General features: G+C 70.8%; 22 protein-coding genes. 8 read left to right on the forward strand and 14 right to left on the reverse strand.

All coding sequences use genetic code 11. The annotated features are described in order from the left end of the window. Positions 1-55 precede the first annotated feature (55 nt). Entirely contained in the window at positions 56-1,330 is a 1,275-nt protein-coding gene (locus tag ACWFR4_RS41895) for an AI-2E family transporter (protein ID WP_453656802.1), read from the forward strand. 21 nt (positions 1,331-1,351) lie between these two features. On the opposite strand, the gene ACWFR4_RS41900 is transcribed toward ACWFR4_RS41895, so the two are convergent. Beyond that, the gene (locus ACWFR4_RS41900) at positions 1,352-2,170 is read right to left on the reverse strand and encodes a hypothetical protein (RefSeq protein ID WP_453458607.1); all 819 of its coding nucleotides are present in this window, start codon (positions 2,168-2,170) and stop codon (positions 1,352-1,354) included. After that, positions 2,170-2,559 carry a hypothetical protein gene (locus ACWFR4_RS41905; protein WP_453656803.1) on the reverse strand — a complete coding sequence of 130 codons (390 nt, stop codon included), beginning with the start codon at positions 2,557-2,559 and terminating at the stop codon, positions 2,170-2,172. The genes ACWFR4_RS41900 and ACWFR4_RS41905 overlap by 1 nt, the downstream gene beginning before the upstream one ends. Before the next feature lie 634 nt (positions 2,560-3,193). Between ACWFR4_RS41905 and recA the strand changes: the two genes are divergently transcribed. From recA to ACWFR4_RS41925, 4 genes are all read left to right on the forward strand, one after another. Then, entirely contained in the window at positions 3,194-4,318 is a 1,125-nt protein-coding gene (gene recA, locus ACWFR4_RS41910; RefSeq protein ID WP_453458602.1) for a recombinase RecA, read from the forward strand. A 3-nt stretch (positions 4,319-4,321) separates the two neighbouring features. After that, the gene (recX, locus tag ACWFR4_RS41915; protein WP_453458599.1) at positions 4,322-5,092 is read left to right on the forward strand and encodes a recombination regulator RecX; all 771 of its coding nucleotides are present in this window, start codon (positions 4,322-4,324) and stop codon (positions 5,090-5,092) included. A 315-nt stretch (positions 5,093-5,407) separates the two neighbouring features. Continuing rightward, complete coding sequence (locus ACWFR4_RS41920; RefSeq protein ID WP_453656804.1) at positions 5,408-6,232, forward strand: ArsR/SmtB family transcription factor; 825 nt, start codon at positions 5,408-5,410, stop codon at positions 6,230-6,232. Further along, complete coding sequence (locus tag ACWFR4_RS41925; protein ID WP_453656805.1) at positions 6,229-8,769, forward strand: FtsX-like permease family protein; 2,541 nt, start codon at positions 6,229-6,231, stop codon at positions 8,767-8,769. The genes ACWFR4_RS41920 and ACWFR4_RS41925 overlap by 4 nt, the downstream gene beginning before the upstream one ends. Before the next feature lie 77 nt (positions 8,770-8,846). Here the strand turns inward: ACWFR4_RS41925 and ACWFR4_RS41930 are convergent, their stop codons facing one another. From ACWFR4_RS41930 to ACWFR4_RS41965, 8 genes are all read right to left on the reverse strand, one after another. Next, positions 8,847-9,281: a rhodanese-like domain-containing protein gene (locus ACWFR4_RS41930; protein ID WP_453656806.1), complete on the reverse strand. Its 435-nt coding sequence runs from the start codon at positions 9,279-9,281 to the stop codon at positions 8,847-8,849. A 14-nt stretch (positions 9,282-9,295) separates the two neighbouring features. Beyond that, positions 9,296-9,823 carry a cysteine dioxygenase gene (locus tag ACWFR4_RS41935; protein ID WP_453458589.1) on the reverse strand — a complete coding sequence of 176 codons (528 nt, stop codon included), beginning with the start codon at positions 9,821-9,823 and terminating at the stop codon, positions 9,296-9,298. 95 nt (positions 9,824-9,918) lie between these two features. Next, on the reverse strand, positions 9,919-10,005 hold the full coding sequence (locus ACWFR4_RS41940; protein ID WP_311605579.1) for a putative leader peptide: 87 nt from the start codon (positions 10,003-10,005) through the stop codon (positions 9,919-9,921). A gap of 32 nt (positions 10,006-10,037) precedes the next feature. Continuing rightward, entirely contained in the window at positions 10,038-11,645 is a 1,608-nt protein-coding gene (locus tag ACWFR4_RS41945) for an FAD-dependent monooxygenase (RefSeq protein WP_453458586.1), read from the reverse strand. 185 nt (positions 11,646-11,830) lie between these two features. Next, positions 11,831-12,718, reverse strand: a complete 888-nt coding sequence (locus ACWFR4_RS41950; protein WP_453458583.1) for an amino acid ABC transporter permease — start codon at positions 12,716-12,718, stop codon at positions 11,831-11,833. After that, positions 12,715-13,362, reverse strand: coding sequence for an amino acid ABC transporter permease (locus tag ACWFR4_RS41955; protein ID WP_116509108.1), 648 nt, complete (start codon positions 13,360-13,362; stop codon positions 12,715-12,717). The genes ACWFR4_RS41950 and ACWFR4_RS41955 overlap by 4 nt, the downstream gene beginning before the upstream one ends. Before the next feature lie 135 nt (positions 13,363-13,497). Beyond that, positions 13,498-14,418, reverse strand: coding sequence for a glutamate ABC transporter substrate-binding protein (locus ACWFR4_RS41960; RefSeq protein ID WP_453458580.1), 921 nt, complete (start codon positions 14,416-14,418; stop codon positions 13,498-13,500). 63 nt (positions 14,419-14,481) lie between these two features. Continuing rightward, positions 14,482-15,258 carry an amino acid ABC transporter ATP-binding protein gene (locus ACWFR4_RS41965; protein WP_326710821.1) on the reverse strand — a complete coding sequence of 259 codons (777 nt, stop codon included), beginning with the start codon at positions 15,256-15,258 and terminating at the stop codon, positions 14,482-14,484. A gap of 293 nt (positions 15,259-15,551) precedes the next feature. Here ACWFR4_RS41965 and ACWFR4_RS41970 point away from each other — a divergent pair, with 293 nt between their 5' ends. Both ACWFR4_RS41970 and ACWFR4_RS41975 read left to right on the forward strand, forming a co-directional pair. Continuing rightward, positions 15,552-16,238, forward strand: coding sequence for a response regulator transcription factor (locus tag ACWFR4_RS41970; RefSeq protein WP_453458577.1), 687 nt, complete (start codon positions 15,552-15,554; stop codon positions 16,236-16,238). A 9-nt stretch (positions 16,239-16,247) separates the two neighbouring features. Further along, positions 16,248-17,654 (forward strand): sensor histidine kinase, encoded by a 1,407-nt coding sequence (locus tag ACWFR4_RS41975; RefSeq protein WP_453656807.1) that lies wholly within the window; start codon positions 16,248-16,250, stop codon positions 17,652-17,654. A 17-nt stretch (positions 17,655-17,671) separates the two neighbouring features. On the opposite strand, the gene ACWFR4_RS41980 is transcribed toward ACWFR4_RS41975, so the two are convergent. Continuing rightward, entirely contained in the window at positions 17,672-18,667 is a 996-nt protein-coding gene (locus tag ACWFR4_RS41980) for a TAXI family TRAP transporter solute-binding subunit (protein ID WP_453656808.1), read from the reverse strand. Positions 18,668-18,814: 147 nt separating this feature from the next. On the opposite strand from ACWFR4_RS41980, the gene ACWFR4_RS41985 reads away from it, so the two are divergent. Then, positions 18,815-19,273, forward strand: a complete 459-nt coding sequence (locus ACWFR4_RS41985) for a nuclear transport factor 2 family protein (protein ID WP_453458569.1) — start codon at positions 18,815-18,817, stop codon at positions 19,271-19,273. 113 nt (positions 19,274-19,386) lie between these two features. Here the strand turns inward: ACWFR4_RS41985 and ACWFR4_RS41990 are convergent, their stop codons facing one another. The 3 genes from ACWFR4_RS41990 to ACWFR4_RS42000 form a co-directional block, all read right to left on the reverse strand. Further along, positions 19,387-19,536, reverse strand: a complete 150-nt coding sequence (locus ACWFR4_RS41990) for a hypothetical protein (protein ID WP_266559245.1) — start codon at positions 19,534-19,536, stop codon at positions 19,387-19,389. Positions 19,537-19,656: 120 nt separating this feature from the next. Next, positions 19,657-20,589 (reverse strand): MBL fold metallo-hydrolase, encoded by a 933-nt coding sequence (locus ACWFR4_RS41995; RefSeq protein ID WP_453469037.1) that lies wholly within the window; start codon positions 20,587-20,589, stop codon positions 19,657-19,659. Continuing rightward, on the reverse strand, positions 20,586-21,167 hold the full coding sequence (locus tag ACWFR4_RS42000; RefSeq protein ID WP_453656809.1) for a flavin reductase family protein: 582 nt from the start codon (positions 21,165-21,167) through the stop codon (positions 20,586-20,588). Before ACWFR4_RS42000 ends, ACWFR4_RS41995 begins: the two co-directional genes overlap by 4 nt. Positions 21,168-21,190: the final 23 nt, after the last annotated feature.

Below are 21,190 nucleotides of genomic sequence, written 5' to 3' on the forward strand. Positions count from 1 at the left end.
CTCGAACGAGCGGGGGCGGTGACCGGCTGTCGGTGGCGTGGGCGAGACTGGCTCCGTGGCACCCACAGACGAGACCTTGCAGGCGATATCCGACGCCTCTCCGCCCGGCCGGACGCCCCCTGGGGGCGGGGCCGCGAGTGCGCGTGCGCGGATGCCGGGCTGGCTGCCGCGCGCCATGGTGCTCGCCTTGGCCCTCCTCGCCTGTTTCCAGCTGGGCAGTTGGGCGTTCCACCAGCTCACCGGGCTGTTGATCAACGTATTGATCGCGTTCTTCCTGGCGCTCGCCGTGGAGCCTGCCGTCAGTTGGATGGCCGGGCGCGGCATACGCCGGGGGATGGCCACCGGGATCGTCTTCCTGGGCGTCATGATCGCCGGCGCGGGCTTCGTGGTCCTGCTCGGCTCGATGCTCGCGGGCCAGATCGTCAGCATGGTCGAGGACTTTCCCGACTACCTCGACTCGGTGATCAACTGGATCAACCAGACGTTCCACACGGAGCTGAACAGGGTCGCCGTCCAGGACAGCCTGCTCCACTCCGACTGGCTCCAGAAGTACGTGCAGAACAGCGCGAGCGGCGTCCTTGACGTGTCGGGGCAGGTCCTCGGAGGCCTGTTCCGGCTGCTGACGATACTGCTGTTCTCCTTCTACTTCGCCGCCGACGGCCCCCGGCTCCGGCGCGCGCTGTGCTCGGTGCTGCCGCCCGCCAAGCAGGCGGAGGTGCTGCGCGCCTGGGAGATCGCGGTCGACAAGACCGGCGGTTATCTCTACTCGCGCGGCCTGATGGCACTGATCTCCGGGATCGCGCACTACATCCTGCTCGTGGCCCTGGGCGTGCCCTACGCGCCCGTGCTCGCCGTCTGGGTCGGCCTGGTGTCCCAGTTCATCCCGACCATCGGCACGTATCTGGCGGGCGCCCTGCCGATGCTGATCGCCTTCACGGTCGACCCCTGGTACGCGCTGTGGGTGCTGATCTTCGTGGTCGTCTACCAGCAGTTCGAGAACTATGTGCTCCAGCCCAAGCTGACCGCGAAGACCGTGGACATCCACCCGGCGGTCGCCTTCGGCTCCGTCATCGCGGGCACGGCGCTCCTCGGCGCGGTCGGCGCGCTGATCGCCATCCCCGCGGTGGCGACGCTGCAGGCCTTCCTCGGGGCGTACGTGAAGCGCTACGACGTCACGGACGACCCCCGGGTGCACGGTCACCGCACCAGATCCGGTGCGTCCCTCCTCGCGCGCATGCGGGCCGCCCTGCGCAGGCCGGACGATCCGCGGGCCGAAGTGGAGCAGGGCCCCGAGGCGGATGGGGACGATACGCGGGACGACTCCCGGTAGACGGCTACCGACCGAGCGCGCTCAGTAAGTGATCGCCGCCCAGATCCCGGCGGCGGCGACGGCGGCCGCGTAGCAGGCGACCGCACCGCGCATCACGCCGTTCCTGGTCCTCTCGTTCCATGCCGTACGGGACATCAGCCAGGCCAGCGCGGGCAGGACGAGTACGGCGTGCAGGCTGACGCCGTGCAGCGGCTTGAGGGGCGCGGTCGAGTGGTAGGCCGCCTCCTGGTGGCCGGTCTTCGTGAGGATCACCCCGCGCGCGATCATCGCGGCGCCGGACGCCAGCGCGACGAGCAGAATCGCGAACCCGGACCGCAGTGCGAGCGGCATCCCCGTGGGCCCCGACGGGCGGCGCCGGAACGAGGCGACCGCGAACACGGAGAGCAGCACGACCAGGATCCCGCCGCCCACCGCGAGGGACATGGACACGGCGGTGTCGAAGCCGGACTCCATGTTGAGATGCGACGGCACCCGCCGCCATGCCTGGAGGGTGATCCCGCCGACCTCCAGGACACAGTCGGCGGCGAACACGACGAGCAGGACGTTCCTGGTGCGGGCGCCGATCCGCAGATACGACGTGACCCAGGTGAGCGCGATCAGCGTCAGGCCGAAGGAGACGCCGAACGTGACCGGTTTGCGCCACGAGACAGGTCCGTCCCACGGCCCTCCGTCGACCGCGAAGACCAGCAGGTGGGCGAGGCCGGAGAGGGTCAGAACTGCGCCGGTGGCGTAGCAGAGGCGCTCGGAGGGGCGGGCGGCGCGCCACAGGTCGCGCACCGCGCCGGTCAGGGCGGGGCGTGCCGGGCCCGGCAGGGGGGTGGCTGTGGTGGGCGAGGACATCAGACGCGCACCTCCTTTGGGCGGTCGAACCGGAGCACGGACACGGCACCGGCCACGACCATGCCGGCAAGGGCGAGGAGCTCGGCCGGAGCGGACGCGATGAGGAGTGAGTCGCCCGAGGAGAGGTGGTCGCCGGTGTTGGGGGTGACGACGGCGCCGACGCCGATGAACGCGCCGACGGCCAGGGCGAGCCCGGCGGTCCAGCGGTTCGGCCGCCAGGCCAACAGCGCGGCGACCACCACCGGGATGACGATGCCGGGCGGCACGGCGGGGTGGTCGGCGCCGGCCGTGATCTGGCCGACGATCGACAGCGCGAGCAGCGCCAGGGAGGCGAGCGTGGCGACGACGCCGGGGCGCCGGACCGGGCGGCGGTTCTGCGCGTTCTCCATGGCACAAGCCTCGCGATCGGGGACCGTGCCGTCGTCCCCCGGCCGAAGGCACCGCTCGTACGCCGGGGGGAGTAGCCGCCGGGCAGCAGGCCGGGATCCGCGGGGCTGCCGGTGATGGCCCGGGCTTCGGAGGGCTGTCGGGCGGGGCTCAAGAAGGCTCGCGAAGGCCGGGTCCGTCCCCAGGGTGCCCAGCGGAAGGTCGGTGCTGAGCCGGCGTGGGCGAAGCGGGCCTGGGCGAGGCCTTCCCGGAGTCGCTCGTATCCCGTCCGCACCCTGCCAGAGAGAGGATGACAAGGACGGACAGCACCGCGGTCCTGAGGCGCAGAAGCAAGGGCATCTACGGACCTCCAGGCCTCGGAGTGCCCCGGAGCCGCCTCGGGGAGCCCTGGAGTCTACGAGCCCCGCATCACAGGGCGCCTGGTGCGCGTGGTGCGCTTGACACCAAAATCGAACATCCATTCTTATGGAGTGTCCGGCGGCTCTCTCCCCAGTGTTTTCGGGGATTTCGGTGAGAGTGGCAGGGCTGTGAGCCTCGAGTTATCCACAGGCGGACGGGCGTCGAGGCCGATTGTCAGTGGCAGGCGTTAGCGTCTTTGACGTGAAGCGATCGACTCAAGCAAATCGGGTGGAACCCATGGCAGGAACTGACCGCGAGAAGGCGCTCGACGCCGCGCTCGCACAGATTGAACGGCAATTCGGCAAGGGCGCAGTGATGCGCATGGGCGAGCGGCCGAATGAGCCCATCGAGGTCATCCCCACCGGGTCGACCGCGCTCGACGTGGCCCTCGGCGTCGGCGGCCTGCCGCGGGGCCGTGTGGTGGAGGTGTACGGCCCGGAGTCCTCCGGTAAGACGACCCTGACGCTGCACGCCGTGGCGAACGCCCAGAAGGCCGGCGGCTCGGTGGCCTTCATCGACGCCGAGCACGCGCTGGACCCCGAGTACGCGAAGAAGCTCGGCGTCGACATCGACAACCTCATCCTGTCCCAGCCGGACAACGGTGAGCAGGCGCTCGAGATCGTCGACATGCTGGTCCGCTCCGGCGCGCTCGACCTGATCGTCATCGACTCCGTCGCCGCCCTGGTGCCGCGCGCGGAGATCGAGGGCGAGATGGGCGACTCGCACGTGGGTCTGCAGGCCCGCCTGATGAGCCAGGCGCTCCGGAAGATCACCAGCGCGCTCAACCAGTCGAAGACCACCGCGATCTTCATCAACCAGCTGCGCGAGAAGATCGGCGTGATGTTCGGCTCCCCGGAGACGACGACCGGTGGCCGTGCGCTGAAGTTCTACGCCTCGGTGCGACTCGACATCCGCCGCATCGAGACGCTGAAGGACGGCACCGACGCGGTCGGTAACCGCACGCGCGTCAAGGTCGTCAAGAACAAGGTCGCGCCGCCCTTCAAGCAGGCCGAGTTCGACATCCTCTACGGCCATGGCATCAGCCGCGAGGGCGGCCTGATCGACATGGGCGTGGAGAACGGCTTCGTGCGCAAGGCCGGCGCCTGGTACACGTACGAGGGCGACCAGCTCGGCCAGGGCAAGGAGAACGCGCGCAACTTCCTGAAGGACAACCCCGACCTGGCCAACGAGATCGAGAAGAAGATCAAGGAGAAGCTGGGCGTCGGTGTGAAGCCGGAGGCGCCCACGGCCGAGCCCGGTGCCGACGCGGCGGGTGCCACCCCCGCCGAGGATGCGGCCAAGACGGTGCCCGCACCCGCGGGCAAGGCCACCAAGTCCAAGGCCGCGGCGGCCAAGAGCTAGTCCGTGACGCGACGAACCGACTGGGCCGATCACGCCCACCCCGCCTCCCCGACGGACCTGGGCGACGGGGGCCCGGGTGACCCGGACGGGCACGGGGTGCCGTGTGACGGCGACGGATCGAGTGACGGCGACGGGGCACGTGGCGGTGGCGGTACCCGTGGTGGCGGGCGCAGCCGTGGCCGTCGGCGGCGCGGCGGCTTCGGCGAAGCGGCCGGAGGGCAACAGGACAGCGGCTCCCCGTCCTCGTCGAGGGCCGAGAAGGGGGAGCCGCCCGCGGACCCGGCGGAGCGGGCGCGCGGCATCTGCCTGCGCCTGCTCACCGGGCAACCGCGCACGCGCAAGCAGCTCGCCGACGCGCTGGCGAAGCGGGACATCCCCGATGAGGTGGCGGAGGAAGTGCTGTCCCGCTTCGAGGAGGTCGGTCTGATCAACGACGGCGCCTTCGCGGACGCCTGGGTGGAGTCGCGCCATCACGGCCGGGGGCTGGCCCGGCGGGCGCTCGCCCGGGAGCTGCGGACCAAGGGGGTGGACTCGGCGGTGATCGACGAGGCCGTCGGGCAGCTCGACTCCGAGCAGGAGGAGGAGACCGCCCGCGAGCTCGTGGCCCGCAAGCTCCGCTCCACACGCGGCCTCGACCGCGACAAGCGCCTGCGCCGCCTCGCGGGCATGCTCGCCCGCAAGGGATACCCGGAGGGCATGGCGCTCAGGGTGGTCCGCCAGGCCCTGGAGGAAGAGGGCGAGGAGACCGAGGACCTCGGGCTGGGGGATTTCTGAGTTCCGCCTGGTCGGGGGATTTCTGAGCTTCCCCTGGTGAGGGGTTTCGAGCTCGGCCGGGTGAAAGGTATTCGAGCCGACGCGGCGATCGCGGCCGCGTCCGCCTGGTGAGGAGCTTTCGAGCTCCGCCGGGTGCGTGGGTTTCTGATCTCCGCCGGGTGAGGGGCTTCTGAGCTCTGCCTGGTGAGGGAGAGGGCGGCGTCGGTACGGGGGTCCGACGCCGAACTCGGCCTCACCCAGGTGGGGTTAACCCCCGGTTCATGACGCCTGGTCACCGCAGTGCACAGGGATGTGTGCACAGGCGAGTGTGTACGCATGACACCGGAACCCGGCTCCGCCACTCCCGTCGGCGGCCAGGAGCTGAGCGATCTCAGCGCTCTGAAGGCGCTGGCTCAGCCCCGCCGCCAGCAGATCCTCCAGCACCTCACCCTCCACGGCCCCGCGACCTCCGCGATGCTGGCCCGCGACCTCGGGCTCAACACCGGCGCCACCAGCTACCACCTGCGTGAGCTGGCCCGCTACGGATTCACCGAGGAGAGCTTGGCCCAGGGCCGGAGCGTGGGTGGGCGTGAGCGCTGGTGGCGAGCCGTCCCGGGCGACCGCCGCTTCCCGCCCCGCAGCCGCCAGAACCCCGAAACCCGGCTCGTCATGGACGAGTTGAATCACCTCTCGTACGCCGCCGACCTCGAACTCTTCGAGCGGCTCCAGCGGCAGGGGCAGGACCTGGGGGAGTGGGCCGACGCCTTCCCCTACTCGCGCGGAACGATCCGGCTCACGCTGCCTGAACTCCGGGCGTTCTTCGAGGAGTTCATCGCCCTCCTCAACCGTTACAAGCGCACCGACAGCGAGACCCCGGACGGCGCACGCACCGTCCTGACCCGCCTGCTCGCCTTCCCGGCGCCGGCCCGCGCTGATGGCACACGCGCCGATGGCCTACGCGTCGATGGCCCACGCGCTGATGACACCCGCGCTGATGACACCCGCGCCGACGACGCCCGCGCCGACGACGCCCCGACGCACCAGGCTCCGGCGCACCAGGCTCCGGCGCTCCAGGCGCTCCAGGCTCCGGTCGACGGAAGCCAGGCCTCGGCCGAGGAAATCCCGGCCCCCCGCACCACCACAGAGACGGACACACCATGATGCTGCGCTACGCACTGCACACCGTCCGGGACCGTAAAGGGGGGTTCCTCGGTGCCTTCCTCGCCCTCATGTGCGCGGCCGCTCTCATCACGGCCTGCGGCACCCTTCTGGAGACCGGCCTGCGCGGCACCATCCGCACCGAGCGGTACGCGGCCGCCCCCGTAGTCGTCTCCGCCGACCAGAACGTCCACAAGACCACGGTCAAGCACAAGAAGGGCAAGACCAAGGTCAAGCACAAGGCCAAACCCATCGCCGAGCGGGCCTGGCTGCCCCAGGACACCGCGGGACGGCTCCGCGACCTCCCGGGCGTCGAGCGGGTCGTCCCCGAACTCACCTTCCTGGCGCAGCCCCTGGCGCCGGGAGCCGCCGCCCCCGACAGGCCCGCGTACGGGCACGCCTGGGACTCCGCCGCGCTGACCCCCTACGCCCTGACGGCCGGGACCCCACCCGCCAAGCCCCAAGACCTCGTCGTGGACCGGGATCTGGCGGACCGCGCCCACCTGACGCCCGGAGCCAGCCTCACCGTCCAGTCCACCCAAGCTCCGCGCACCTACCGCGTCACCGGGATCGCCGCGCCCGCCGGGCATGCGTCAGTGACCCACCAGACCTCCCTGTTCTTCACCACCTCGGAGGCCCGCCGCCTCGCCGCCCACCCCGGCCAGGTCACCGCCCTCGGCGTCATCCCCGCCCCCGGCCAGAAGCCGGCAGAGCTGGCGCGTGCCGTCGCCAAGGCGCTCGACGGCACGACCGCCCAGGTCACCACCGGCGACGCCCGAGGCCCCGTCGAGTTCCTCGACGCGGCGGGTGCCCGCATCAAGCTCGTCAGCATGGGTGGCGCGATGGGCGGCACCTCCCTCCTCGTCGCGGTCCTCGTCGTCGTCGGCACCTTCGCGCTCTCGGTTCAGCAACGCCACCGCGAACTCGCCCTGTTGCGCGCCATCGCGGCCACGCCCGGGCAGATCCGCAAGCTCCTGGGCCGTGAGGCGCTCATCGTCGGCGCCGCGGCGGGCGTCCTCGGCTCCCTCGCCGGGCTTCCGCTCGGAGGATGGCTGTATCACCGCTTCGTCGAACTCGGAGCGGTGCCGCCGACCCTCGAACGGACCGTCAGCGTCTTCCCGTTGTTCGCGGCCGTCGGCGCCACGCTCCTCGGCGCCTGGGCCGCCGCCCGGATCTCCGCCCGGCGCATCGCCCGTATCCGCCCGGCCGAAGCACTCACGGAGGCCAGGGTCGAGCGCGTCCGGCCCGCCTGGGGTCGCGTCGCAGCCGGGATCGCGCTTCTCGCGGGCGGCGCTGTCCTCGTCGCCGCACTCAGCGTGCTGCGCACGGAACCGGCATCAACTCCCGTGACCTTGCTGGCCGTTGTCGTCCTCGCCTCCTCCGTCGCACTGCTCGGCCCGCTCCTCGTGAAGGGCGCAGCGGCCCTCCTGGCCGGACCGCTGCGCCTCGCCGGGCCCGGCGGCAAGCTGGCCACCGCCAACCTCCGCGGCAATGCCGCCCGCATGGCCGCCGCCGTCACCCCGCTCGCCCTCCTCATCGGAATGACCTGCACAGTCCTCTTCACCCAGCCGACCCTGGGTAACGCGGCACGAGCCCAGGCGCGCGAAGGCATCCGGGCCGACTGGATCGTCGCGGCCCAGGGTCCCGGCGTCCCCGCCGCTGCCGCACGCAAGCTCCGTACAGCCACGGGCACCGTCGCGACCGAGGTCGTCCGCACCACCGTGCGCGTAGGACTCGACAAGTACCCGGCTCAGGGCGTCACCCGCGAAGGCCTCACGCGTACGTGGGATCCGGACGTCACCGCGGGATCACTGAAGGACTTCCGGCGGGACGGCGTCGCCGTCAGTGAACTCGCCGCCGATCAGCTCCACTTGAAGCCCGGCAGCAGGATGAAGCTGACACTCGGGGACGGCACACCGGCCACCCTCACCGTGGCGGCCGTCTACGCGAAAGGTCTCGGCTTCGGCGATCTGACCCTGGCCCATGACCTGGTGGCCCGGCACGTCGACAATCCCCTCGCCTCCTCCGTACTCGTCAGGACCAACCGTACGCAGGAGCAACTCGCGAGCACCGTCCGGGAGTTCCCCGGTCTGCGCGTTCTCGCCCCCGAGGCGGCCGACGACCTGCAGGCCGAACGTCAGCAGGACAACGCCGAGGTCAACCTCCTCGCCATGGGCCTGATCCTCGCGTTCACCGCGATCGCCGTCGTCAACACCCTCGCGATGTCGGTCTCCGAACGCATCCGGGAGTTCGCGATGCTCCGCCTCGCCGGCGCCACCCGCCGTCAAGTCCTGAGGATGCTGCGCACCGAGGCCCTCGCCGTGCTGTTCATCGGCACGACCCTGGGCAGCGGTATCGCACTGGCCGTCCTGACGGCGTTCAGCGTCGGCATGACCGGCATCGCCGCCCCCGCCGTCACACCCCTCGTCTACGTGGCCGTGGTCGCCGCCGCCGGACTCCTCGCGCTCAGCGCGACCGCGCTGCCCGGCCGCGCCGCCCTGAAGCCCCGACCGGTAGAGGCGGCAACAGCCAAGGAGTAAGGGGCGGTACGCAATGGTGGGCGCCCCTTACATCAGGGGCGCCCGCCATCACGTACTCCTACAGCCGCACACGACCGTCACTCGGCCACCGGCAGCCCCGCCGCCCTCCACGCCTGGAATCCGCCGACCAGATCCGTGGCCCGGTGCAGCCCCAACTGCCGCAGGGAGACGGCGGCGAGGCTCGACGCGTAGCCCTCGTTGCAGACGACCACGACGCGCAGATCGTGGCTCGTGGCCTCGGCCGCGCGATGGCTGCCCTGCGGATCGAGCCGCCACTCCAGTTCGTTGCGCTCCACCACGAGTGCACCGGGGATCAGCCCGTCCCGCTCGCGCAGCGCCGCGTAGCGGATGTCGACGAGGAGCGCGTCGCCCGCCGTGGCGGCCGTGTACGCCTCATCGGCCTCGACCCGGTCCAGTCCGAGGCGCACCCGGTCGAGCAGCTCGTCGATGCCCTCGGGCCGTTCACTCCGCGAGCCGCTCACGTCACTCACCCCGGCAGTCACGTCACCCACCCTGCTCCCTCCGCTCACTGCCAGTCCTCCGGCCGCTCCACCGTCTCGAGCCGCAGCACCGAGCCTGTGCGGCTGTAGCGGCGGATCTGCGGGAGCGGCGGGTAGTAGGCGTGCACGGAGATCGCGTGCTCGCTCGTGGACTCGTTGAGAACCTCGTGCACATGGTGCTGCCCGAAGGCCCTGGACTTGCCCGCGGTCAACATCCGTTCGCGGTCGACTCCGTCGGACAGCTCAAGCGTCTTCCAGCCGTCGGCGGGCAGCCGGGCCGCGAGTGAGTTCTCCTTGAGCTCGCCCGACGCCGTGAGGAAGGCGCCGACGGATTCGGCGTGGTCGTGCCAGCCGGTGCCGGTGCCGGGCGGCCAGCCGATGAGCCAGGCCTCGCTGCCGCCGGGCCCTTCGAGCCGCACCCATGTGCGGCCCTCGGGGTCCAGCGGGAGCGAGGCGATGAGTTCGTGGTCCTCGGCGGTACGGCGTACGAAGTCGAGGAGGTCACGCCGCGTGGGCGCGGAGGTCACCAGGGAAGGGGAGACTGAGGCAGACACGGATACCGTCCTGAAGGTTCGCGGAAAGCGCGCGAGAAGGCCCGGAAGAGTCGGTGAACCCGGGAAAAGGGGGCGCGCAGAGGGGAGAGGCGAATTCAGCAGGACGGGCGACACACGCAGCCCGCATAGCGGACGAGGTCCATATGGACCCTCCGCCACAGGCGCACATCGGTGTCGGTCACGCTCCGGAGTACACCATGGCGGAGGGGGTCGGTCAACTTGTTCCGGCGGCGCTCCCGGCCTTCGCGCCGTCCTCCACAGGCCCCCCGAGCGCGGCTTGCGCGGCCGCGTACAGCTGAGCGGGATGCACCCCGCTCAGCGCCGTGACCAGGTGGCCGTCCGGGCGCACAAGCAGCACGGAGTGTGCCGGGGCGCCCGGGTAACTCTCCGCGACCAGCAGCTCCGCCTCGTGCGGCAGGGCCGTGACGGAGGCCGCGAGCCGTGGCATTACCCCGGCCGAGACCCAGTGCCGCCGCTCCCACACACCCGTGCCGGGCGCGATCAGGACGACGAGCAGGTGCCCGAGGCCGAGCCGGTCCCGCAGTCGGACGAAGGACCCGTCGGGGGCAGTGACCCGCACGTCCCGGACGGGGGCGCCCGGAGCCGTACCCACGTCGACCTCCGCTTCGGAGGGCTCCGGCGCGAGAGGCGATTCGGCGTACGCCCCCGCAGCGCCCAGCGCCCCGTGCCCCAGATGACCGTCCGTGAGCAGCGCGTCATGGCCGCGCGCGGATCCGGCGACGTACGAGCGTAGACCCTTGCCGCCCCGCAGTATCGGCAGCGCCTGGTCGGCGGCGCGCAGCCGGCCCGCGACGACGGCGCGGCGCTCGGCCTGATAGCTGTCGAGGAGCGCCTCGTGCGGGCCGTCGTGCCAGGCGAGGGCCAGCTTCCAGGCGAGGTTGTCCGCGTCCCTCAGGCCCTCGTCGAGGCCCTGGGTGCCGAGCGCGCCGAGCAGGTGCGCCGCGTCACCGGCGAGGAAGACCCGGCCGACCCGCCACCGCCGGGCCAGGCGATGGTGAACCGTGTGCACTCCTGTGTCCAGCAGCTCGTACGGCGGTGTCGAGCCGGCGCACCAGCCGGCCAGCGTCTCCCGGATGCGGGTCACCAGGATGTCGGGCGTGACCAGCTCGCTGCGGGGCGGCAGCAGCCAGTCGAGGCGCCAGACGCCGTCGGCGAGGGGGCGGCCGATGACCTCCCCGCCGGACGGGCCCGACGTCCGCCAGGGAAGGCTCCGATGAAGCAACGCCTCGCCGGGCCAGGGAAGTTCCGTGCGCAGCGCGGCGACGGCGTGTCGCTCGACGGACGTGCGGCCGGGGAAGCGGATGTCGAGCAGCTTGCGGACCGTGGAGCGCGGGCCGTCGCAGCCCACCAGGAAGCTTCCGCGCCACCAGGTGCCCTTCGGGCCGCGGGTGTGCGCGGTCAGTGCGCCGCTCTCCTGCTCGATCGAGTCGAGGCGGCTGTTCACGGCGACCTTGATGAGCCGCTCGCCGACGGCGGCCTCCCGCAGGGCGCCCGTCAGTTCGTGCTGGGCCAGATGCAGGGGCGAGGGCATCTGCTCACCGAAGGTGAGCTCCCGCATCACCTGTTTGCGTCGCAGAGAGCGCCAGCCGGTCCAGCGCGTGCCCGTCGCGTCGAACGACGTCCGGGCGAGCCGCTCCACGAGGGCGGCGGTGTCCTCGCGGAGGATCACGGTCCGTGCGGGGCGCTGTTCGTCCTTGCCGGGGCCCTCGTCGAGCACTACTGAGGGCACGCCGTGGCGGGCGAGAGCGAGGGAGAGCGTGAGCCCGACGGGCCCGGCGCCGACGACGATCACCGGGTCCACGGCGCGGCTCCTCCTGCCCCGGGGAGTGCTGTGGGAGGCGTACAAGAAAGGGCAGTTGGAGCGGGGTGCGCGATCACAGAACGTATGCAACCCATTGCGGGTGCTTGCGTCAAGTGACGGAGGCAGTGGCGATCACGCCACTGCCTCCGTTTGCTCACATCTCGTCAGTTCTTCCGCAGAGCGGTTCAGTCGGTCCCGTCCACGACGGAGGGCTCGGTGGCGGCGGTCACCGCGATGCCCGTCTTCGCGCGACGGCCGCGCCGCTCGATCCAGGTGGCGAGCCCGGCCAGGGCCAGACACAGTGCCACGTAGATCGCGCCGACGACGATGACCACCGCGGTGATGGGGTTCTCGCCGTTGACGATGATGTTGCTGGCCATCGTGCGGGCCGCGAACAGCAGCTCGCTGTACGTGATGATGTAGCCGAGCGAGGTGTCCTTGAGGGTAACCACGAGCTGGCTGATCATCGTCGGCAGCATGGAGCGCACGGCCTGCGGCAGCAGCAGCATCGTCATGACCTGCGACTTGCGCAGCCCCAGTGCGTACGCGGCTTCCACCTGTCCGCGCGGCACGGCGTTGACGCCCGCCCGGATCACCTCGGCCTGCACACAGCCGTTGTAGACGGTCAGACCGATGACGAGCGCCCAGAAGGCGGTGTTGTCGCCGACGACGCCGAGGTCGTTCTTGTAGGTCAGGAACAGGAACCACAGGGCGTAGATCGTGATCAGCAGCGGGATCGCGCGGAACAGTTCGATGAAGCCCGTGGCCGCCCAGCGGACCGTCTTGTGCTCGGACAGGCGCGCGACGGCCAGGAGCAGGCCGAGCACCAGGGAGAGCACGCCGGCGACGGCGAACACCTTCAGCGTGGTGACCACGCCGTCGCGGATGCTGGTCCGCACACCGGCGTTGTTGAAGATGTTCCAGACCTCGGGCTCCAGCTGCCCCTTGACGTTCATCCGATAGAGGGTGAACGCGATCAGGCCGAGCACGGCCAGGGAGCCGGCGACCGTGTAGATGCGGTTGCGCACCCGGGCCTTGGGACCCGGTGCGTCGTACAGGACGCTCGAACTCATCGTGCGACCCCCATGCGCCGCTCGAGCAGCCGGAAGAGACCGCTGATGGTGAAGGTGATGACCAGGTAGCCGAGAGCCACCCAGAGGAAGATCCAGGCGATGGCGAAGCCCTGGTCGCTGAGCAGCTTCTGCACGCCGAACAGCTCGGTGACACTGAACGCGCCCGCGATCGCCGAGTTCTTCGTCAGCGCGATGAAGATCGAGCTGAGCGGCGGCAGGACGGTGCGGGTGGCCTGCGGAAGGATGATCAGGCGCAGCGTCTGGAAGAAGGTCATTCCGATGGACCGGGCGGCCTCGGCCTGTCCCAGCGGCACCGTGCTGATGCCGGACCGGACGGCCTCGCACACGAACGCCGAGGTGTAGAAGCCCAGCGCCATGAGGGCCTTGGCCCACGGGCTGAGGCCCGGCATGAAGATGACCGGAACGACGAACCACGCCACAAGGAAGAGCAGGGTCAGCGGGGTGTTCCTGAAGAGCGTGACCCAGGCGGTGCCGAAGAAGCGCAGCGGGGGCACGGGTGAGACACGGAACCCGGCGATGATGACACCCAGGACCATCGCGAGGAGCCCGCTGGCCAGGGTCAGCAGGACGGTGCCTATGAACCCCTCGCGGAATTCCGCGAGATGGTCGAGCAATACGTTCACGGGGATGTCCTCGTGGGCGGCGGCGGACAGGCAGCGAGGGCCGTGCTACGGGCGCACTGTGCGGTTGCGCCCGTGGCGGGCCGGTCACTGCCGGGGGGTCGTACGGTGCGGGCCGGGGCCCGCACCGTCAGCGCGTCAGTAGCGCTCGAGCGCCGGCGGCGCGGTGTACGCGGACTTGGACAGGCCGAGCGTCGCGTCGTACGCCTTCTTGTAGTCGCCGTTCTTCTCGTGCGCCTCGATGGCGTTCGCGACCGCCTCGCGCAGCGCCTTGTCGTCCTTGTTCATGCCGACGCCGTACGGCTCCTCGGTGAACGGCTTGCCGACGACCTTCAGCTTGCCCGGGCGCTGGGCGGCGTAGCCCTTGAGGATCGCGTCGTCGGTGGTGACGGCGTCGACCTCGTTGTTGAGCAGCTGCTGCACGCACTCGGAGTACTTGGACAGCTCGACGGTCTTGGCGCCGTACTTGGCCTTCTTGATCTCCTGGAGCGGGGTCGAGCCCTTGATGGAGCAGACCGTCTTGCCCTTGACGGAGTCCGGGCCCGTGATGCCCTTCTCGTCGCCGCGGACGAGGAGGTCGGCGCCGGCCATGAAGTACGGGCCGGCGAAACCGACCTGCTTCTTGCGCTCGTCGTTGATCGTGTACGTGCCTACGTAGAGGTCGACCTCGCCCTTGGAGATGGTCGTCTCACGGACGTTCGAGTCGATCGTCTTGAACTCGATCTGCGACGGCTTGAAGCCGAGGTCGGCGGCGACCATCTTGGCGATCTCGATGTCGAAGCCGGAGCGCTTGCCGTCGGTGTCCTGGAAGCCGAGGTACGGCTGGTCGTTCTTGGCGCCGATGACGATCTTTCCGGCCTTCTGCGCCCGCTTCAGCGTCGCGGAGTCCAGCTTCACGCCCGAGGCGACCGTGTACGTGGGCAGCTTCGGCTGGTCCTTGCCGCCGGCGCCGCCGGCGGGCTTGTCACCGGCGTTGCCGGAGTCGCCGCCGCACGCGGTGGCGGCGAGGGCGAGCACGGCGACAGTGGCCGCCGCGGCGGCGGACTTGCGGAGCTTCATGGTGAATATCCTTCGTGTCGGCAGAATTCGGCCGTGGGAAAGTCGGACGCCCGTGCGTCGGCGTCAGTGGTGCAGGATCTTCGACAGGAAGTCCTTGGCCCGGTCGCTGCGCGGGTTGCTGAAGAACTGGTCGGGGGTGGCCTCTTCGACGATTCGTCCGTCTGCCATGAAGACCACGCGGTTGGCCGCCGAGCGCGCGAAGCCCATCTCGTGGGTGACGACGATCATCGTCATGCCGTCACTGGCGAGCTGCTGCATGACCTCGAGGACCTCGTTGATCATCTCCGGGTCGAGGGCCGACGTCGGCTCGTCGAAGAGCATGATCTTGGGGTCCATCGCCAACGCCCGTGCGATCGCGACGCGTTGCTGCTGCCCGCCGGAGAGCTGCGCGGGGTACTTGTCCGCCTGCGTGCCGACGCCCACCCGGTCGAGCAGGGTGCGTGCCTTGGCCTCGGCCGCCTTCTTGTCCGCCTTGCGGACCTTGATCTGCCCCAGCATCACGTTCTCGAGCACGGTCTTGTGCGCGAAGAGGTTGAAGGACTGGAAGACCATGCCCACGTCCGCGCGGAGGCGGGCCAGCTCCTTGCCCTCCTGGGGCAGCGGCTTGCCGTCGATCGTGATGGCACCCGTGTCGACGGTCTCCAGGCGGTTGATCGTGCGGCACAGCGTCGACTTGCCGGAGCCCGAGGGTCCGATGACGACGACGACCTCACCACGCGCGATGGTCAGGTCGATGTCCTGGAGCACGTGCAGCGCGCCGAAGTGCTTGTTGACTTGGTTCAGCACGACCAGCTCGTCGGCCGCGGGAATGGCGTCCTTGGTCACCGATACATCGGTCATCGGGGTCTTGCTCCATCCTCCTCGGTTGGGAGGACAGTAGTAATGCCGTACAACCAGCGTCATTACATCTGAGCGGAACTTGAGCATAACGATCCGGCTTCAACCGGCCACGATGCGTGAAGTGGGTGCCCCCGCGCGTACCGGCTGGATAACGGAAGGCGTCGGTAACCGGAACGCTCTTGACGGCGTCCTTATGTTTCGGAGTGGATGCCCTGGTGAGCCGCACGCGCGTGCACGGATAATGCCTGCCGGCGTGCCGGGGCCGAACGACCGATGAACCGAAGGGGGCCGTGATGAGACTGCTTCTCGTCGAGGACGACGACCATGTCGCCGCCGCTCTGTCGGCGGTCCTCGCCCGGCACGGCTTCGACGTGAAACACGCCCGCAGCGGCGAGGAGGCGCTCCGGACACTCGTCCCCGAGGCGGACGCCTTCGGTGTCGTACTCCTCGATCTCGGCCTGCCCGACCAGGACGGCTACGAGGTGTGCGGCAAGATCCGCAAGCGCACGTCGACACCCGTGATCATGGTGACCGCGCGCTCGGACGTACGTTCCCGCATCCACGGCCTCAACCTCGGCGCCGACGACTACGTGGTGAAGCCGTACGACACCGGGGAGCTGCTCGCCCGCATCCATGCGGTCAGCCGGCGCAGCGTGCCGGACGAGGCCTCCGCGTCGGCCGAGGACGGTCTGCGGCTCGGGTCCGTGCACATCGAACTGCCCACCCGCCAGGTCAGCGTGGACGGTTCGGTTGTCCAACTGACCCGCAAGGAGTTCGACCTCCTGGCGCTTCTCGCGCAGCGCCCCGGGGTGGTGTTCCGCCGGGAACAGATCATCAGCGAGGTCTGGCGCACCAGTTGGGAGGGGACGGGCCGCACCCTGGAGGTGCATGTCGCGTCCCTGCGCTCCAAGCTGCGCATGCCCGCCCTCATCGAGACCGTGCGCGGCGTCGGGTACCGGCTCGTCGCGCCGGCCGCCTAGAGGCCGCGGGTGCGCGCTCGCCTCCTCCCGCTGCTCATCGTCCTCATGGCGGGCGTGCTGCTCGCGCTCGGCTTCCCGCTCGCCGTGAGCGTGGCGGCCGCCCAGCAGCAGAAGGTCGTCGTCGACCGCATCGACGACACGGCACGCTTTGCCGCGCTGGCCCAGTTCGTCACCAAGCGCTCGACGGGTTCCCGCGTACGCGTCACGGACGAGCGCCAGCAGACCCTGCAGAACGAACTCACCCGCTACTACGAGGTGTACGGGATCCGCGCGGGCGTCTTCCACCGCAACAACGACCCCATGGGGCGTGCCCCGGACGGCTGGCAGCTGCCCCGCGACGGAGCCGTGCGCGAGGCCTTCGACGAGGCCCTGTTCTCGCGCGGCAGCCACGACCCCCGGCAGGTGTGGCCCTGGCAGCGTGGCCGGCTCGTCGTCGCGTCACCGGTCATCAGCGACGGCGACGTCGTCGCGGTCGTCGTCACCGACTCGCCCACCGGCAAGATGCGCTCCAAGACGCTCCAGGGATGGCTGCTCATCGCGGCGGGCGAGGCGGCCGCGATGCTCCTGGCCGTCGGCGCCGCGCTGCGCTTGACGGGCTGGGTCCTGCGGCCCGTGCGCGTCCTCGACGCGACCACCCACGACATCGCCACCGGACGCCTGAAGTCCCGCGTCGCCTCGGCCGGCGGACCGCCGGAACTCCAGCGTCTGGCCCGGTCGTTCAACGAGATGGCCGACAACGTCGAGGACGTCCTGGAGCAGCAGCGCGCCTTCGTCGCCGACGCCTCGCACCAGCTGCGCAATCCGCTCGCCGCCCTGCTCCTGCGCATCGAACTCCTGGCCTTCGAACTGCCCGAGGGGAACGAGGAGATCGCCTCGGTGCGCACGGAGGGCAAGCGGCTCGCCTCGGTCCTCGACGACCTCCTCGACCTGGCCCTCGCCGAACACACCGAGGCGGACCTGCGGCTCACGGACATCGGCGAGCTGGTGACCGAACGCGTGGGCGCCTGGCGGCCGGTCGCCGACGAGAAGGGCGTGCGCCTGATCGAGGACTGCCCCGCGGTCACCGGCTGGTCGGATCCCGTGACGCTGTCGAGCGCCCTGGACGCGGTGATCGACAACGCCCTGAAGTTCACCCCCTCCGGCGAGGAGGTGAAGGTCAGCGTCGCCCGTAACGGAGAGTCCACGGAGATCGTGGTCGCGGACCGGGGTCCGGGCCTGCGCGAGGACGAACTCGCGCGGATCGGCGACCGGTTCTGGCGCAGCGCCGGCCACCAGAACGTCAAGGGCTCGGGCCTCGGCCTGTCCATCTCGCGGGCGCTGCTCGCAGCGGGCGGCGGCTCCATCACGTACGCCCCTCACGAGCCGCACGGGCTGCGCGTGACGGTGGCCGTGCCCCGGACCCATCGGGAAGGCTGAGGCGGCGGGTCAGGGCCCTACGGCTTCACCGAGCGGTAGTAGCGGCGGGCGCCCTCGTGCAGCGCCAGCGGATCCGTGTAGAGCGCCGTCCGCAGGTCCACGAGCTGCGCCGCGTGCACCTGCGCGCCGATGTGGTCGCGGCTGTCTATCACCGTGCGCGTCACCGCCTCCGTGAGGCGGGGGTCCGCACGGTCTGTGGTGACCAGCAGATTCGCCACGGCCAGCGTGGGCACCGAGACACCCTGCTGCGCGTCCGGATAGGCGTCCGCGGGCATCACGGCAGCCCGGTAGTAGCGGGACGCGCCGCCCTGCTTGTGCAGCGCGTCGACGAGGTTGCCGAGCTCGACGAGACGGATGGGGTAGGTCTCCGACAGCTTGCGCACATGGGTCGTCGGCAGGCCGCCCGACCAGAAGAAGGCGTCGATGTCGCCGCCCTTGAGCGCCTGGGGCATGCCGTCGATCCCCGTGGAGACCGGCTTCATGTCCTTCTCCAGGTCGAGGCCGGCGGCCTCGACCACGCGCTCCGCGATGAGCCGTACTCCGGAGCGCCTGCCGCCCACGGCGACCCGGAGGCCGCGCAGGTCCTGGACCGACCTGATCGACGACGAACGGGGCACGACCAGCTGCACGTAGTCGTCGTACAGGCGGGCGCAGCCGCGCAGCCGGTCCCCTCCGGCGCCGCCCTGAAGCTTGTACTTCTCCACGGCGTCGGCGGCCGCGATCGTGAAGTCGGCCTTCCCCGTGGCGACCCGCTCGACGTTCTCCTGGGACCCCTCGCTGTTCGTCAGGCGCACGTCGAGGTCCGGCAGGTCGTGGCCGAGCGCGGTCTTGAGGAGGTTGCCGTAGCGCTCGTACACCCCGGTCCGCTGGCCCGTACTGAAGGTCACGCTGCCCCCCGGCCTCCCGTCGTCCAGCGGCAGCAGCCACCACAGGAGCAGCCCGAGGACCACGAGGGCGGCGGCCGAGCCCTCCAGGGCTCGGCGCCTGCTGATACGGGGGAGGGCCTTGGGCATGCGGGCGATCCTGCCATTTCACTCACCGTGCTGGCCAGGGGCGCCGGCCGGTCACCGCGAGCGCCTCTCCAGTGACGCTGCAGCCGCGCCCGGCAGGCTGATGCCGACGACGGGCGGCCGGAAGGGCCGCCGCGAAGGGAGTTCGCCATGTCTCAGTCCGTCGGGACCCTCCGCCAGCAGGTCACGGGTGACCTGTACGCCGAGGTGCAGACGTTCTACGCCCAGCAGATGCGTCGGGTCGACGCCCTGGACATCGAGGGCTTCGCCGACACGTTCACGGACGACGGGGAGGTCGTCCACGCGGGCGGTCAGCGTCAGAGCGGCCGGGTGGAGATGATCGCCGGGATGCGCGCCAACCTGCCGCGCTACAAGGACATCGCCGTACGCCACTGGTTCGGCCACCTCCTCATAGAGGCAGACCCCCAGGACGCGGACACCATCCGGGTCTCGTACTACACGCTGGTCACCCAGACCGACCGCGAAGGGAAGGTCTCCTTCCAGCCGACGTTCACCGTCGACGACGTGCTCGTGCGCCGCGACGGCGGGCTGCTGACCCGCTCCCGCGTCATCCACCGCGACAGCCCCGCGGCTCCCGCGGCCTCCTGACCGGCCTGTACACGGAACCGGCCTGAACACGGAGATCCGGCACATGGCCGAGGGGCCCCTCGACGGGGGCCCCTCGGCCATGTGCCGGCCGATGACACGTTCTGGGCGGCGGCTCAGTCGATGCTCCGGCAGATGTGGGGTTCGCTCCCGTCGTCGTCGAGGTCCCCGGCCAGCAGCAGAGGTATCCGGCACGGCACCCCGTGGAACTCCAGGTGCGTCGGGGGTGCCACGTGCGTCTCGCGGTCCAGCAGAATCGTCTCCATCGACGACTCCTTTCAGTGCGGCGGTTTCGTCGGTGCGGGGTCTCGGCCTCCGGCCTGTGAGGTAACGGCTGTGAGGTAACGGCTGTGAGGTTCCGGTCCGGGAGGTTCCGGGCTGTGCGGTCAGGCGTGGCAGGAGGGCAGGGCGCCGTGGAAGGCGACCATCTCCTTGAAGGACGCCGCGACATCGATACGGGCGCCAGGTGCCAGGCCCTCGAGTTCGGCGTACGCGCGGTGCAGGTTTCCGACCAGGCGCTCGGAGTCCAGGAGCCCGGCGAACGAGCCGAGGTCCGCGTCCCGGGCCGCCTGGAGCGGGCCCACGCCGCGCCGCAGGCCGTCCCGCGCGAGGTCCTGGAGCCAGTGGACGTAGGCCTCCGTGGCGTCGAGGAGCTCGGGGCCGCCGACCGGACCGTGCCCGGGGACGACCACGGAGGCACCGAGCGCGCGCATGCGCTCCAGGGCCCGCAGAGACCCGGTGACGGAGCCCATCAGGAGGTACGGGGTCACCCCCGACCACACCACGTCCCCGGTGAACAGCACGCCGCGCTCCGGCACCCACGCGATCACGTCGTTCGCGGTGTGGGCGGGCCCCACGTGGAGCAGCTCGGTGCGCAGGCCGCCCTCCGCGTGCAGGGTGAGCTCGTCCCGGAAGGTGAGTGTGGGCAGGGTCAGCGGGGTCTCGCCCCACTCGACGTCCGGCCACAGGTGGCGCAGACCGAGGCCCGCCTCCTCCGTGTCGGACCGGGTGCCCGCGTGCGCGACGACGGCGGCACGCGGCGTGAACTGGCCGTTGCCGAACGTGTGGTCGCCGTGGAAGTGGGTGTTGACCACGTAGTCCGGGCCACCCGGCACCACGCGCTCCACCTCCTCCCGCAGCCTGCGGGTACGGGACTCGGTCGCCGCCGTGTCGATCAGGACCGCCTGGCCGCCGCCGGCGACGAGGCCGGCGTTGTTCAGGCACCAGCCGCCCTCCGGCTGGACGAAGGCGTACACCCCGTCGGCGACCTGTCGCAGGCTGCCGGGCGCAGCCACCGAGGACGCAGTTGTCGCACTCACGCGGCCGCCTCCCGCTGCTCGGCGGACGAGGCGGACGAGGCGGACGAGGTGGAAGAGGCGGGCGACAGCCGGCCGAACTCGCCCCGGTGGAACAGGAGCGGATCCGGCTCGGACGACCCGCCGGACAGGGCGACGACCCGGCCGATCAGCAGCGTGTGGTCGCCGGCCGTGTACTCCGCGTCCAGCACGCACTCGACGTATGTCTCCGAGGCGGGCAGTACGGCGTTGCCGGTGACGCCCTCCTCGGCACCGAGGCGCAGCATCGCGGCGCGGCCCTCCGGCCGGTCGGGCCGGCAGAACTCCAGCGCCAGATCCAGCTGCGCCTCGCCGAGCACGTTCACGGCGAAGCTGCCCGAGCCCGAGATCCGCGGGCGCATCCGGCCGGAGGCCTTGACGGACACGAGGATCAGCAGCGGGTCGAGCGAGACGGAGGTCAGGGTGTTGAGCGTCATCACGACGGTCTCGTCGCCGCTCCCCTGGGTGAGCAGGGTGACGCCCGTCGGGAATCGGGCCATCGCGGCCCGGAAAGCGGCCACGTCGGGTTCGGCCAGCAGCGCGCCGGCGGTCACAGCAGTCATGTCAGACACTCCTTTTCTGCTCG

The organism is Streptomyces sp. NPDC055140 (genome assembly GCF_053607285.1).